The sequence below is a fragment of the Bradyrhizobium sp. USDA 4011 genome (assembly GCF_054063415.1).
Genome location: NZ_JBSSGG010000001.1, coordinates 1,562,470 through 1,576,408, shown reverse-complemented (window position 1 = coordinate 1,576,408; position 13,939 = coordinate 1,562,470). Strand labels below are relative to the sequence as shown.

Genomic DNA, 13,939 nt, shown 5'->3' with positions numbered 1-13,939 from the left:
GCCCGTGGCCATCCTTCGAGGCGCGCTGAAGTGGCTCGCACCTCAGGATGACGGTGGTGCTTGTGGCGCGAGGTATCCGACAGCTACGAATCTAGCCCAGCAGCCTACTTGCCCTCTTGCTTGCTCTCGTCAATCTTCTCGACCTTCGCGGCGAGATCCGGCACGCGGCTGACGCGATAGGTCGCGTTGCTGCAGGTCAGCGTCCAGGCCTCGTTGTCGGGCTTCGAGAGCTTGTCGTCCCGTTCGGCCTTGAGCGGCTTGTCGCAGGCATAGCCTTGCGCGCGCAGCTGCACCGCCAGCAGGTCCGGCAAGGTCTGCTCGGCCTGTGCCGTCGATCCCGCCAGGCCGCCGGCGAGCAGCGCAGTGAATGCCAATCCCGTGAACCTCATCATGACCGTTCTCCGCATATCTCACCTTGCTTGATCTAGTGAGGGTGATCCGGCAGCACGAGCCCGAACGTCCTGGTCAAATCCGCCACCTGTTCGGGCGAGAGATAGCGCGGGTTCAGCCCGCGCAGCAGCAGATAGAGTTTGGCGGTTTCCTCCAGCTCCTCGGTCGCGAACACCGCCGCTTCCAGCGTATCGCCTGACACCACGGGCCCGTGATTGGCGAGCAGCACCGATGAATATTTGCCGGCCAGCCCTCTGATCGCGTCGGCAACCGCGGGGTCGCCGGGGCGATAATAGGGTACCAGCGCGGTCTCGCAACATTTCATGACGTAATAGGCAGTCATCGGCGGCAGCACGGCCCGCGGGTCGATCTCGGGCAGCATCGAAAGCGCGACCGAATGGGTCGAGTGCAGATGCACCACGGCGCCGGCTGAGGCGCGGGTCTGGTAGAGCGCGGTGTGCAGCGGCACTTCCTTGGTCGGGGCATCGCCGGAGATCAGGCGGCCGTTGGCGTCGAGCCGCGACATCTTCGCCGGATCGAGGAAACCGAGCGAGGCGTTGGTCGGCGTCACCAGCCAGCCGCCGTCGTCGAGCCGGACGCTGATATTGCCCGAGGAGCCCGGCGTCAGCCCGCGCTCGAACAGCGAGCGGCCGAAGCGGCAGATATCCTCACGAAGCCTCGTTTCGCTCATCCGCTTTTGCCCACTCGGTTTCGTCCGCCTGTTTTGTCTCGGCGCTATCCGTTTTCCGCTTTGTCTCATGCTTTGGCAGCACGGCCAAGGCGTGATAGGCAAGCAGCAACGCGCATGATCCGGAAGAGTGGAAACCGTTTCATGTGTAATCAAGTAAAAATTTGAGGATCGCCGCATGTCCAGTTCCGCAACACCGCACGTCGCCGTCATCGGGCTGGGCTCGATGGGATACGGCATGGCGACCTCGCTCAAGCGCGCCGGCCTTGTGGTGACCGGCTGCGACGTCTCGGCCGATGCCGTCGCGCGCTTCGTAGCCGACGGCGGCAAGGGCGCGAAAACGCCGGCCCAAGCGGCCAGGGATTCCGACATCGTCGTCAGCGTCGTCGTCAATGCGGCGCAGACCGAAGCCATCCTGTTCGGCAAGGACGGCGCCGCCGAGACCCTGGCCAAGGATGCGGTCTTCATCTCTTCGACGACCATGGACCCCGATATCGCGCGGCGGCTGGCCAAGCAGCTGGAGGCGACCGGCCGGCATTATCTCGATGCGCCGATCTCCGGCGGCGCGCAGCGCGCGGCGCAGGGTGAATTGACGATCCTCGCCTCAGGCACCCCGGCGGCGTTCGCGAAGGCGCGGCCGGCGCTGGATGCGATGGCGGCAAAGCTCTACGAGCTCGGCGACGCCGCAGGGCAGGGCGCCGCGTTCAAGATGATCAACCAGCTGCTGGCCGGTGTGCATATTGCCGCCGCCTCGGAGGCGATCGCCTTTGCCGCCAAGCAGGGCCTCGACATCAGGAAGGTCTATGAGGTGATCACGGCCTCCGCCGGTAATTCCTGGATGTTCGAGAACCGCATGCCGCATGTGCTCGACGGCGACTATGCGCCGCGGAGCGCGGTCGAGATTTTCGTCAAGGACCTCGGCATCATCCAGGACATGGCGCGCAATGCGCGCTTCCCGGTGCCGATCTCGGCCGCGGCGCTGCAGATGTTCCTCATGACATCGGCCGCCGGCATGGGCCGCGACGACGATGCGTCGGTGGCGCGGATGTATGCGCAGGTCACCGGCACCAAGCTTCCCGGCGCGAAATAAGAGGATCCTGCGATGCCCCGCTTTGCCGCCAACCTCACCATGATGTTCAACGAGGTCCCGTTCCTCGACCGCTTCGAGGCGGCGGCGAAAGCGGGCTTCACCGCGGTCGAGTTCCTGTTTCCCTACGACCATCCGGCCGAGGAGGTCGGCAAGCGGCTGAAAGCCGCCGGGCTGACGCAAGCGCTGTTCAACCTGCCGCCGGGCGACTGGAACGCCGGCGAGAAGGGCTTTGCCGCGCTGCCGGAGCGCTTCGCCGACCTGCAGCAGAGCCTGAAGACCGCGCTGCCTTATGCGCAAGCGACCGGCGTCAAGCGCGTGCATCTGATGGCCGGGATCGCCGACCGCAGTGATCGACGCGCAGTCGAAGCCTTCTACAAATCCGTCGCCAACGCCGCGGAGTTCTTCGCGCCGCACGACCTCGACGTCGTGATCGAGCCGATCAATCCGCGCAACGTGCCCGGGTATTTCCTCAATGATTTCAACTTCGCGTACGACCTGATCAGCGAGCTGAAGATCCCGAACCTGAAATTGCAGTTCGACATCTATCACTGCCAGATCATCCATGGCGACGTCACGATGCGGCTGCGCGAGATGATGCCTGTGATCGGCCACATCCAGATCGCCTCGATCCCCTCGCGCAACGAGCCCGACGGCGAGGAGCTGAATTATCCGTTCCTGTTCGGTGAACTCGACCGGCTCGGTTACGGCGGCTTTGTCGGCTGCGAATACAATCCGCGCGGCAAGACCACCGATGGTCTCGCCTGGTTCAAGCCCTATGCCGGAGTGAAGCCGTGACACTCGCACTCGGTTGCATCGCCGACGACTATACCGGCGCCTCCGACCTCGCCAACACGCTGACCCGCGCCGGCCTGCGCACGGTGCAGACCATCGGCGTGCCCGCCGACGATCTCGCACTGCCGGAGGTCGACGCCGTCGTTGTGTCGCTGAAGAGTCGCTCGATCGAGGCCGGCCTTGCGGTGACGCGTTCGCGCGCCGCGGAGAGCTGGCTGCGCGGCCGCGGCGCTCAGCATATCCTCTTCAAGATCTGCTCGACCTTCGATTCCACCGATGCCGGCAATATCGGTCCGGTGATGGACGCGCTGCGTGCCGATTCCGGGGACAGCATCGTGCTTGTGACGCCGGCGTTCCCGGAAACCGGCCGCACCGTCTATCAGGGCAATCTGTTCGTCGGCTCGGTGCCGCTGAACGAGAGCCCGCTGAAGGACCATCCGCTCAACCCGATGCATGATTCCAATCTGGTCCGCGTGCTGGCGCGCCAGAGCACCACCAAGGTCGGCCTGGTCGATCTGGCGACGCTGAGCCGCGGCACCGAGTCCGTTCGGGCAAAGCTCGCCGAGCTTGCACGCGGCGGCATCGGCGCTGCGATCGTCGACGCGGTGTTCGACCGCGACCTCGAAACCATCGGGCAGGTGGCGCTGGACCACGGTCTTTCGGTCGGCGCCTCCGGCATCGGGCTTGGCTTGGCGCGCGCGCTTGTCGCCTCAGGAAAGGCCAAACCGGCTGCCGCGAATGCCGTGACCAGCGCAGCGATCGGCGGGCCGGCCGCCTGCCTCGCCGGCAGTTGCTCGCAGGCGACCCTGCGCCAGATCGCCAGTGCCGAGAAGGTGATGCCGGTCCTGCACCTCGACCCCGAGCGGGTGATCGCCGGCAAGGACGAGGCGCAGCGCGCGCTCGCCTGGGCCAAAGAGCGGCTCGGCACGGGTCCAATCCTGATCGCCAGCAGTTCGACTCCGGAGGAGGTGGCTGCTCTGCAATCCCGTCATGGCCGCGATGCAGCCGGATATGCGATCGAGCAGGCGATGGCCGACATCGCGGAGGGACTGGTGCGGTCGGGCGTGCACAGGCTGGTGGTCGCCGGTGGTGAAACTTCAGGCGCCGTGGTCGACCGCCTGGGTATCCCGGGATTCCTGGTCGGTGCGGAAATCGCTGCGGGTGTGCCGGTTCTGCGGGCGGTCGGCGCTGGAGAAGGCGAGATGGTGCTCGCCCTGAAATCAGGCAATTTCGGCGGGCCGGAGTTCTTCTCGGACGCGCTGGCATTGATGCCGTGATGCGCATGTCGCGCACCATGTCAGTCTGATGACTGATATCTCCGTAGTTCAACGGTGAGCCAAATTAACCCTACTTAAGGAGGGGGGCTGGCTTTGATGTCTACGGCGTTGCGCCGCGCCATCAGCCTTCTTTCCGCACGAACGGGCCTCGCGAGCCCGGCACCCAAGAGACCCCACGATGTTCGCCAAATTCTCGATCCGCGCCAAGATCATTGCCGCGGTTGCGTTCCTGCTTGTCGCGCTGACGGGCATGGGCTTGCTTGCAGTCTGGAATATGCGGGCGATCAACGCCAGCACCGTCGACATCACGACCAACTGGTTGCCGAGCGTGCGCGTGCTCGGCGAGCTGCGTGCCGGGGTCATCACCTACCGCAACGTGATCCGCGAACACATGCTCTCGGAAACGCTCGAAGGAAAGCTGGCCGCCGAAAAGACGCTTGCCGGCGTCGTCGAGATGAACACAAAGGCCCGCGCCAAGTACGAGCCGATGATTGCTACCCCGGAGGAGCGGGCGCTCTACCGGCAGTGGTCCGACACTTGGGACAAGTACAAGAAGGGCACCGAAGAGGTGATGGCGATCTCCCGCAAGGAAGCGGGCAAGATTCCGCATGAGGCCCACGAGCTCAACGCCAAGGTCGTGAATAAGATCGGCCTCGAGGCGGATGAGATCCTCAGCAAGGATATCGAACTCAACAACAACGGTGCCGACAAGGCCGCGCAGGATTCCGCCAACAATTACAGCTCGGCGCTGATGATGGTGGCCGCGATCCTCGGCATTGCGATCCTGATCAGTGTCGGCGTCAGCCTCTACACGATTCGCGACATTTCGGCCGGCATCGCCTCGATCGTGAGCCCGATGCAGGCGCTGGGCCGCGGTGACCTCACCGCAATCGTGCCGCACCAGGGCGAGAAGACCGAGATCGGCGCGATGGCCGACACGCTGCAGGTGTTCAAGGAAGCCCTGGTTGCCAAGAAGGCCGCCGATGAGGCCGCTGCCGCCGATGCCGAGGCCAAGATCGAGCGCGGTCGCCGGGTCGATACCATCACCCGCAATTTCGAACAGATGATCGGTGAGATCGTGCAGACCGTGTCGTCGGCCTCGACCCAGCTCGAAGCCTCGGCCAGCACGCTGTCGTCGACCGCACGGCGGTCGCAGGAACTGACCACCTCGGTTGCCGCTGCGTCCGAGGAGGCATCGACCAACGTGCAGTCGGTGGCGTCGGCGACCGAAGAGCTGTCGTCGTCGGTGACCGAGATCAGCCGCCAGGTCCAGGAGTCGGCGCGGATGGCGGGCGATGCCGTGGGCCAGGCGCGCACCACCAACGATCGCGTCAGCGAGCTGTCGAAGGCCGCCGCTCGGATCGGCGACGTCGTCGAACTGATCAACACGATTGCCGGTCAGACCAACCTGCTGGCGCTGAACGCCACCATCGAGGCGGCGCGCGCCGGTGAAGCCGGCCGCGGCTTCGCGGTCGTGGCCTCCGAGGTGAAGGCGCTGGCCGAGCAGACCGCGAAGGCGACCGGCGAGATCGGCCAGCAGATCGCCGGCATCCAGACCGCGACCCAGGAGTCGGTCGGCGCGATCAAGGAGATCTCGTCGACCATCGAGCGGCTGTCGGAGATCTCCTCCACCATCGCCGCCGCGGTCGAAGAGCAGGGCGCGGCGACGCAGGAGATTTCCCGCAACGTGCAGCAGGCGGCGCAGGGCACCCAGCAGGTCTCGGCCAACATCACCGACGTGCAGCATGGCGCCAACGAAACCGGCTCGGCTTCGACCCAGGTGCTGTCGGCGGCGCAGTCGCTCTCGGGTGACAGCAGCCGCCTCAAGCTCGAGGTCGGCAAATTCCTCGACGCCGTCCGCGCGGCCTGATCCGGCGGCGCCCGGACGGCCTGCATCGGGCAGCGAAACACGAACGTGGTGGGCCGACCAGCTCACCACGTTTTGCATTTTTGCAGAGCAGCGATGCGCTAGCCTCGTGACGGCCGAAACGGCGTGCTCGGCCGGCGCATATTCGCAGCAGAGCCGTCTCCTTTTGACGATGATACGAGCGCGATCGGCGGCACTGCGTCCGGCGTACCCGATCGGAGCGCACGGCTTCACGTACTATGCCAAGGAAGTGAAGGCCGCCGCGGCTCCGCAGGTTGGCGTTTCGCCCGTCATCGGGTAAATCGGCCGCTACCGGGACGGCTTTTGCAATGTCGATTCCTCTGCCTGGGCGGGCTTCATTTCGGGAATGCTGCTTTTATGATCGCACTGGTCCGTATCGCGCTGAGCCGGCCATACACTTTCGTCGTGCTCGCGATCCTGCTCTTGATTATCGGACCGCTGGCCGCACTGCGCACGCCGACCGACATCTTTCCCGACATCCGTATCCCCGTGATCGGCGTGGTCTGGCAATACACCGGCCTGCCGCCCGACCAGATGGCTGGCCGTATCACTTCGCCGTTCCAGCGCGCGCTGACCACGACGGTCAACGACATCGAGCACATCACCGCCAACTCGTACAACGGGTTCGGCATCATCAAGATCTTCTTCCAGCCCAATGTCGACATCCGCACCGCCAACGCGCAGGTCACCGCGATCTCGCAGACCCTGCTCAAGCAGATGCCGCCGGGCGCGACGCCGCCGCTGATCCTGAACTACAGCGCCTCGACGGTTCCGATCATCCAGGTCGCATTGTCGGGCGAAGGCCTGACCGAGCAGAACCTCGCCGACATCGGCATCAACCAGCTGCGCACGCCGCTGGTCACGGTGCCTGGCGCTGCGATCCCGTATCCGTTCGGCGGCAAGCAGCGCCAGGTCCAGATCGATCTCAATTCGACCGCGCTGCAGGCGCGTGGCCTGTCCGGCCAGGACGTCGCCAACACGCTCGCGGCGCAGAACCTGATCACGCCGGTCGGCACGCAGAAGATCGGCAATTTCGAATACACCGTAAACCTGAACAACTCGCCGCTCCGGATGGAGGAACTCGGCGACCTGCCGATCAAGCAGGTCAACGGCGCAATGGTCTATGTGCGTGACGTCGCCACCGTCCGCGACGGCAACCCGCCGCAGACCAACATCGTCCATGTCGACGGCAACCGTTCGGTGCTGATGATGGTGCTGAAAGCCGGCGCCACCTCGACGCTCGATATCATCTCCGGCATCAAGCAGAAGGTGATCGACGTCAAGGACCAGATGCCTGACGCGCTGAAGATCGGCTTCATCGGCGACCAGTCGGTGTTCGTCCGCGGTGCGATCACCGGCGTCGCCTTGGAGGGCGTGATCGCCGCGCTGCTCACCAGTGTGATGATCCTGCTGTTCCTCGGCAGCTGGCGCTCGACCGTCATCATCGCGGTGTCGATCCCGCTGTCGGTGCTCGGGGCCATCATCATGCTGTCCCTGATCGGCGAGACGCTGAACATCATGACGCTCGGCGGCCTTGCGCTCGCGGTCGGCATCCTGGTCGACGACGCCACGGTGACGATCGAGAACATCAACTACCATCTCGAGCAGGGCAAACCGGTCGAGCAATCGATCCTCGACGGCGCCAATCAGATCGTGACGCCGGCCTTCGTCTCGCTGCTCTGTATCTGCATCGTGTTCGTGCCGATGTTCTTCCTGACCGGCGTGGCGCGCTTTCTGTTCGTGCCGATGGCCGAAGCTGTCATGTTCGCGATGATCTGGTCGTTCATCCTGTCGCGCACTTTGGTGCCGACCATGGCGAACTATTTGCTGCAGGCGCATGTTCATCACGAGGGCGCGCCGCCGAAATCGCGCAATCCGCTGGTCTGGTTCCAGCGCGGCTTCGAGGCGCGGTTCGAGCGCATCCGTGGCGGCTATCGCGGCCTGCTCGAGATGGCGCTTGGCCACCGCAAGGTGTTCGTCGGCGGCTTCCTCGCGGTGGTTGCCGCGTCGTTCGTGCTGGTGCCGTTTCTGGGACGCAACTTCTTCCCGTCGGTCGATGCCGGCAACATCCTGATGCATGTCCGCACCCAGGTCGGCACCCGTGTCGAGGAGACCGCCAACCAGCTCGCCGACATCCAGAAGGCGATCCGCAAGCTGGTCCCCGGCGAGATCGAGACCATGACCGACAACATCGGCATGCCGATCTCCGGCATCAACATGACTTACAACAACACCGGCGTGATCGGTCCGCAGGACGGCGACATCCAGATCCGCCTCAAGGAAGGCCACAAGCCGACCGAGCAGCATGTTCGCACGCTGCGTGAGCAGTTGCCGCGGCTGTTTCCGGGCACCAGCTTCGCGTTCCTGCCGGCCGACATCGTCAGCCAGATCCTGAACTTCGGCGCGCCGGCGCCGATCGACCTGCAGATCCGTGGCGCCAACCTCGACGCCAATTTCGCCTACGCCAACAAGCTATTGGCGAAGATCAAGCGCATCCCCGGCATTGCCGACGCGCGGATCCAGCAGTCGCCGAACAATCCGACCTTCAACATCGATGTCGATCGCACCCGCGCGCAATATGTCGGCCTGACCGAGCGCGACGTCACCAACTCGCTGGTCGTCAACCTTGCCGGCTCCTCGCAGGTCGCGCCGACCTACTATCTCAATCCCGACAACGGCGTGTCCTACTCGATCGTGATGCAGACGCCGCAATATCAGATCGACTCGCTGAGCGCTTTGCAGACCCTGCCGATCACCGCGACCGGCAACACCCAGGCGCCGATCCTCGGCGGCATCGCCGACATCAAGCGCGCGACCTCGAGCGCGGTGGTGTCGCAATACGACATCCAGTCGCTGGTGCAGATCTATGCCACGACGCAAGGCCGCGATCTCGGCGGCGTCGCGACCGACGTGCGCCAGCTCATCGCCGACACCGCCAAGGAAGTGCCGAAGGGCTCTTCGGTGGTGCTGCTCGGCCAGGTGCAGACCATGAACTCGGCCTTCACGGGCCTGCTGTTCGGCCTGCTCGGCGCGGTCGTGCTGATCTACTTCCTGATCGTGGTGAACTTCCAGTCCTGGTCGGACCCGTTCGTGATCATCACGGCGTTGCCCGCAGCACTCGCCGGCATCGTCTGGATGCTGTTCACGACCCAGACCACGCTGTCGGTTCCGGCGCTCACCGGCGCCATCATGTGCATGGGCGTTGCGACCGCCAACAGTGTGCTCGTGATCAGCTTTGCCCGCGAGCGCTATGAGGAACTTGGCGATCCCGTCGCGGCCGCGCTGGAGGCCGGATTTGTCCGCTTCCGCCCGGTGCTGATGACCGCGCTCGCCATGATCATCGGCATGGCGCCGATGGCGCTGGGGCTCGGCGAGGGCGGCGAGCAGAACGCGCCGCTGGGCCGCGCCGTGATCGGCGGCCTGATCTTTGCAACCTTCGCGACGCTGATGTTTGTTCCCGTGGTATTCAGTATGGTACACAAGAAGCAAGGCGCCAAAGCCGCCGCCTCATCGGAGATTCCGCATGCAGCCCACTGAACAGCGCCCACCGGTGTCCGGCCGGAGATTGGGCATATTCGGCGTGGTTGCACTGGTCGGCGCGGGGCTGATCGTCGGCACCGGCATCCGCGCCCGCGAGGAGCAGGGCACGAGGCTGAAGGAATGGACCGACGACCAGGCCATTCCGACGGTCGCCGTGGCGCTGCCGAACGCCAAGGCGCTGAGCCCCACGATCGACCTGCCGGGCCGGCTCGAGGCCTATTCCCGCGCACCGATCTTCGCGCGGGTGTCCGGCTATCTCAAGAGCTGGGACGCCGACATCGGGGCCCGCGTCAAGGCCGGCCAGGTGATCGCCGAGATCGAGGCGCCCGACCTTGACCAGCAATTGCTGCAGGCGCGCGCCGATCTCGCCAGCGCCCAGGCCTCAGCCAAGCTCTCCGAGGCGACGCTGACCCGGCGCAAGACGCTGGTCGCCTCGAACTTCGTCTCCGCCCAGGAGATCGACGAGCGCACCGCCGACCTCTCCAACAAGAACGGTGCGGTCAGGTCGGGCCAGGCCAATGTCGAGCGGCTGGAAGCGCTCGCCGGTTACAAGAAGATCACGGCGCCGTTCGACGGCGTGGTGACCTCGCGCGACACCGACGTCGGCGCGCTGATCAATGCCGGCGGCAACTCGGGTCCCGCGATGTTCACGATCTCGGACATCACCAAGCTGCGCGTCTACGTCAACGTGCCGCAGAACTACGTCCCGGCGATCAAGATCGGCGCCAAGGCCTCCTTGGTGTTGCCGGATTACCCGAACCGCACGTTCCAGGCGACGGTGGAAGCCTCCTCGCAGGCGGTCGATGTCGCCTCCGGCACCACGCGGATGCAACTCGGGCTCGACAACTCCTCCGGCGAGCTGATGCCGGGCAGCTATGCCAGCGTGAAGCTCAATTTGCAGCGCGAGGCCGCGCCGCTCAGCATTCCCGCCAGCGCGCTGATCTTCAACAGCAACGGCCTGCGGGTCGCAACCGTCAGCCCCGATGACAAGGTGCTGTTCAAGACCGTGAAGATCGGCCGCGACCTCGGCAAGGAGATCGAGATCGCCTCGGGCCTCGCCCCCGACGACCGCATCATCACCGCTCCACCGGACGGCCTCGCCGACGGCGATCATGTCCGCGTCACCGGCGTCGGCGCCAAGGGCAAGCCGACGACGGCGTCTGAAAAGCAGGATGTGAAGGGGTAAGGCGCGCAGCGCTTCGCCTCTAACCTCGCCCCGCTTGCGGGGAGAGGTCGGATCGCATCGTCAGATGCGATCCGGGTGAGGGGGTACAGATCTCACGGCGAGCAGAACTCGCGGAAGCGGCCCCTCACCCCAACCCTCTCCCCGCAAGAGCGGGGCGAGGGAGCTTAGAGACTAGCCCACCCGCCATTCCCGCACGCCGTCACTGGCCGTGACGATGTTGCCCGTGGTGCCGACCGGCGTGCGGTCGAGGTTCTGCAGATACGTCAGCGTTGCCGTGTCGCTCGCCGGGACGCGGCCGAGCGTGCGGCGGCCGTCCTCGGTGCGCAGCATGGTGACGCCGTGCTCGATCTCGCCGTTGGCGCGATAGATCACGGTGAAGGCCTCGACCTTGCCTTTTCCTGTCGCCTCGGCCGTGAAGTCGGGCACGTTGCGCCTGTTGCGGTCGGCTTCCGCCTGCACGCTGGTGTCCTGCTCGAGCGCGGCAGTCGGCGCGGCGCGCGACAGCACGAGGCCATGATGCTTGGTGACGAAGCCGCCCTGGCCGTAGAGCAGGCCGAGCGTGCCGCCGCCCCGCAGCTTGCGCACCATCGCGCAGGCCGAATGCGTCATGTAGGTGTTGAGCGGCGCGCCGAAGAACGTCAGCCCACCCGTCACGGTTGGCTGCACGTCGGCGCCGAGGCCGAGCGTCCGGCGCGCCATCTTCGGCACGCAGGGGAAGCAGCTATAGAGCTCGATCGCGTCGAACTTCCTGCCGTCGCCGCCGACGAGATCCATCGCCGCCCTCAGCACCGCATTCTGTGCGTGGCTCTCGACGAACTGGTCCCGGATGAGGTAGTCGCGCGGCTCTTCGGCCGAGGCGCCGCCGAGCGGGTAGATCAGTTTGTCCTGGGGCACGCCGGCGGCGCGCGCTTTCGCCAGGCTGGTCAGGATCAGCGCGCCGCCCATGTTCACCGTCGGGTTTGCCACCATCAGTTTTGTATACGGCCAGGCGATCATCCGGTTATCGGGCGTCGCGGTGGTGATCTCGTCGCCGGTGAAGCGCTTCTTCAGCCAGGAGTTCGGATTATCGGCGGCAACCCGCGCATAGGTCGACCACAACTCGCCAGACTCCTTCAGCGCCTCGCGCGGCGTCTGGCCCCAATGCGCCGAGGTCGCGGACTCATAGAGCGGATAGACCGTGATCGGCCGGAACACGCCGAGTGCAACGGCAAGCGGCTTCTGGAATGCGGCGCCGCGCTTCGGCTCCTCCACGTCGTGCGCGAACGGCGTCCACGGCAATTCGACGCCGGCGCGCTGCGCCTTGGTCGCCGTCGACTGTGCCTCCGCACCGCAGACCGCGGCGACGCTGCATTCGCCGCGCGCGATGCGCTGCGCCGCCTCGTGCAGATAGCGGATCGGGCTCTCGCCGCCGACCGGGCCGTAGTAGAGGTGCGCGGGCGCGATGCCGAGCCGCTGCGCCAGCTGCTTCTCGGGATCGCGGTAGCGCCAGCTCAGGAAGTTGACGACGTCGAGCGATTGCACGTCGGAGAGCAGCTTGGCGCCGCTGTCGGCCTCGGCGCGCTTCAGCGCCTCTTCCAGCAGGGTAAGCGGCTCGAGGCCGGCGGCGATGTCCTTTGGACGATCGACGATCTCGCCGACGCCGACGATGACGGGAATGCGGTCTTCGGGGATGCTGTTCGACATTCTTGTTGTGCACTCTCTGCAGTATTGGGCTCGATGGTCATTCTAGGCGTCATTGCGAGGACCGAAGCGACGAAGCAATCCATCTCGCCGCCGGGGCGAAATGGATTGCTTCGCTTCGCTCGCAATGACGGCGGGAAGGGCTCTCACTCCGCCACCAGCGCGTTCATGTGCTCGACGGCCTCGACGAAATCTTCCTTGAATTCCTGCACCACGGCGCCCGCCGACTTCACGCTGTCGACCAGGCCGACACCCTGGCCGACGAAATAGCTGACCAGATCGCGCGCCTTCTCGTTGCCGGCCGCAGCCGCGCGGTCGATCGCGTTGAAGGCGTCGCGGCTGATGATGCTTTGCAGCGGCATCGGCAGCGCGCCGGGGCTGTCCGGCGAGCGGTCCCAGGCGTCGGTCCAGACCGAGCGGAGCTGCCGCGCCGGCTTGCCGGTGCGGCCCTTCGAGCGGATCGCGTCGCGCGAGGATGCCGCGATCATCTTCTCGCGAAAGATCTCCGAGGTCTCCGACTCCACGGTCGCAAGCCACACCGAGCCGGTCCAGGCGCCGGCGGCGCCCATCGCCATGCAGGCCGCCATCTGGCTGCCGGTCATGATGCCGCCGGCAGCGAGCACCGGCACGTCGCGGATCTTCCTGACCGCCTTGATCACCTCGGGCACCAGCACCATGGTCGAGACTTCGCCGCAATGGCCGCCGGCCTCGGTGCCCTGCGCGACCAGAATGTCGACACCGGCCGCGACCTGGCGCAGCGCATGCTCCTTGGAGCCGACCAGCGCCGCCACCGGCACGCCGTGCTTGCGGCCCATCTCGATCATCGCCTTCGGCGGCACGCCGAGCGCGTTGGCGATCAGCCTGATCGGATGGCGGAACGAGACTTCGAGCAATTGCAGCGCGGTCTCGGCATCGAACGGCTGCGGCTGGTTGTCGGCGACGTTCCGACTGGTCAACTCGATGTCGTATTTCTTCAGCAGATTGCGGGTGAAGTCGCGATGCTCCTGCGAGACGCGCGCCTCGAGGCTCTTCCAGGTGACGTTCTTCTCGCCCGCGGTCGAGATGTTTTCCGGGATCAGCACGTCGATGCCGTAGGGCTTGCCGTCGACATGCGCGTCGATCCATTTCAGCTCCTGCTCCAGCGTCTCCGGCGAATGCGCGGTCGCGCCGAGCACGCCGAAGCCGCCGGCGCGGCTGACCGCCGCCACCACGTCGCGGCAATGGCTGAAGGCGAGCAGGGGGAAGTCGATTCCCAGCATGTCGCAGATCGGTGATTTCATGGACTGGTTCTCTCCCGGCGGCTGCTTGTTGTGCTTGTTGGCATCAGCCTCCGGGACGCTAGCGCATGACGGTCGGCGAAGCCAAGCGGGTTTCGGCTGCGGCGATCTTGTGGGCAGGCGCTGCCTGG

General features: G+C 65.7%; 10 protein-coding genes. 6 read left to right on the top strand and 4 right to left on the bottom strand.

Annotated features, from left to right (window positions below):
* Window positions 1-104: 104 nt before the first annotated feature.
* Complete coding sequence (locus tag ACVW1C_RS07350; protein ID WP_456757835.1) at window positions 105-392, bottom strand: hypothetical protein; 288 nt, start codon at window positions 390-392, stop codon at window positions 105-107.
* A 32-nt stretch (window positions 393-424) separates the two neighbouring features.
* Entirely contained in the window at window positions 425-1,081 is a 657-nt protein-coding gene (otnC, locus tag ACVW1C_RS07345) for a 3-oxo-tetronate 4-phosphate decarboxylase (protein WP_456757834.1), read from the bottom strand.
* Between the two features lie 175 nt (window positions 1,082-1,256).
* Between otnC and ltnD the strand changes: the two genes are divergently transcribed.
* From ltnD to ACVW1C_RS07315, 6 genes are all read left to right on the top strand, one after another.
* Window positions 1,257-2,168 (top strand): L-threonate dehydrogenase, encoded by a 912-nt coding sequence (gene ltnD / locus ACVW1C_RS07340; protein WP_456757833.1) that lies wholly within the window; start codon window positions 1,257-1,259, stop codon window positions 2,166-2,168.
* A 12-nt stretch (window positions 2,169-2,180) separates the two neighbouring features.
* Complete coding sequence (gene otnI / locus ACVW1C_RS07335) at window positions 2,181-2,963, top strand: 2-oxo-tetronate isomerase (protein WP_456757832.1); 783 nt, start codon at window positions 2,181-2,183, stop codon at window positions 2,961-2,963.
* Window positions 2,960-4,237 carry a 3-oxo-tetronate kinase gene (gene otnK / locus ACVW1C_RS07330; protein WP_456757831.1) on the top strand — a complete coding sequence of 426 codons (1,278 nt, stop codon included), beginning with the start codon at window positions 2,960-2,962 and terminating at the stop codon, window positions 4,235-4,237. The genes otnI and otnK overlap by 4 nt, the downstream gene beginning before the upstream one ends.
* Before the next feature lie 178 nt (window positions 4,238-4,415).
* On the top strand, window positions 4,416-6,107 hold the full coding sequence (locus ACVW1C_RS07325) for a methyl-accepting chemotaxis protein (protein ID WP_456757830.1): 1,692 nt from the start codon (window positions 4,416-4,418) through the stop codon (window positions 6,105-6,107).
* 375 nt (window positions 6,108-6,482) lie between these two features.
* Window positions 6,483-9,662, top strand: a complete 3,180-nt coding sequence (locus ACVW1C_RS07320) for an efflux RND transporter permease subunit (RefSeq protein ID WP_456757829.1) — start codon at window positions 6,483-6,485, stop codon at window positions 9,660-9,662.
* Window positions 9,649-10,851 (top strand): efflux RND transporter periplasmic adaptor subunit, encoded by a 1,203-nt coding sequence (locus tag ACVW1C_RS07315; RefSeq protein WP_456757828.1) that lies wholly within the window; start codon window positions 9,649-9,651, stop codon window positions 10,849-10,851. Before ACVW1C_RS07320 ends, ACVW1C_RS07315 begins: the two co-directional genes overlap by 14 nt.
* Before the next feature lie 171 nt (window positions 10,852-11,022).
* On the opposite strand, the gene ACVW1C_RS07310 is transcribed toward ACVW1C_RS07315, so the two are convergent.
* Both ACVW1C_RS07310 and ACVW1C_RS07305 read right to left on the bottom strand, forming a co-directional pair.
* The gene (locus tag ACVW1C_RS07310) at window positions 11,023-12,534 is read right to left on the bottom strand and encodes an acetyl-CoA acetyltransferase (protein WP_456757827.1); all 1,512 of its coding nucleotides are present in this window, start codon (window positions 12,532-12,534) and stop codon (window positions 11,023-11,025) included.
* Between the two features lie 143 nt (window positions 12,535-12,677).
* On the bottom strand, window positions 12,678-13,811 hold the full coding sequence (locus ACVW1C_RS07305; RefSeq protein ID WP_456757826.1) for a nitronate monooxygenase: 1,134 nt from the start codon (window positions 13,809-13,811) through the stop codon (window positions 12,678-12,680).
* Window positions 13,812-13,939 lie beyond the last annotated feature (128 nt).

What these genes read in the sequence shown, in the direction of transcription:
- ACVW1C_RS07350 (WP_456757835.1), bottom strand. Translation starts at nt 392, where the DNA reads ATGATGAGGTTCACGGGATTGGCATTCACTGCGCTGCTCGCCGGCGGC.
- otnC (WP_456757834.1), bottom strand. Translation starts at nt 1,081, where the DNA reads ATGAGCGAAACGAGGCTTCGTGAGGATATCTGCCGCTTCGGCCGCTCG.
- ltnD (WP_456757833.1), top strand. Translation starts at nt 1,257, where the DNA reads ATGTCCAGTTCCGCAACACCGCACGTCGCCGTCATCGGGCTGGGCTCG.
- otnI (WP_456757832.1), top strand. Translation starts at nt 2,181, where the DNA reads ATGCCCCGCTTTGCCGCCAACCTCACCATGATGTTCAACGAGGTCCCG.
- ACVW1C_RS07325 (WP_456757830.1), top strand. Translation starts at nt 4,416, where the DNA reads ATGTTCGCCAAATTCTCGATCCGCGCCAAGATCATTGCCGCGGTTGCG.
- ACVW1C_RS07320 (WP_456757829.1), top strand. Translation starts at nt 6,483, where the DNA reads ATGATCGCACTGGTCCGTATCGCGCTGAGCCGGCCATACACTTTCGTC.
- ACVW1C_RS07315 (WP_456757828.1), top strand. Translation starts at nt 9,649, where the DNA reads ATGCAGCCCACTGAACAGCGCCCACCGGTGTCCGGCCGGAGATTGGGC.
- ACVW1C_RS07310 (WP_456757827.1), bottom strand. Translation starts at nt 12,534, where the DNA reads ATGTCGAACAGCATCCCCGAAGACCGCATTCCCGTCATCGTCGGCGTC.
- ACVW1C_RS07305 (WP_456757826.1), bottom strand. Translation starts at nt 13,811, where the DNA reads ATGAAATCACCGATCTGCGACATGCTGGGAATCGACTTCCCCCTGCTC.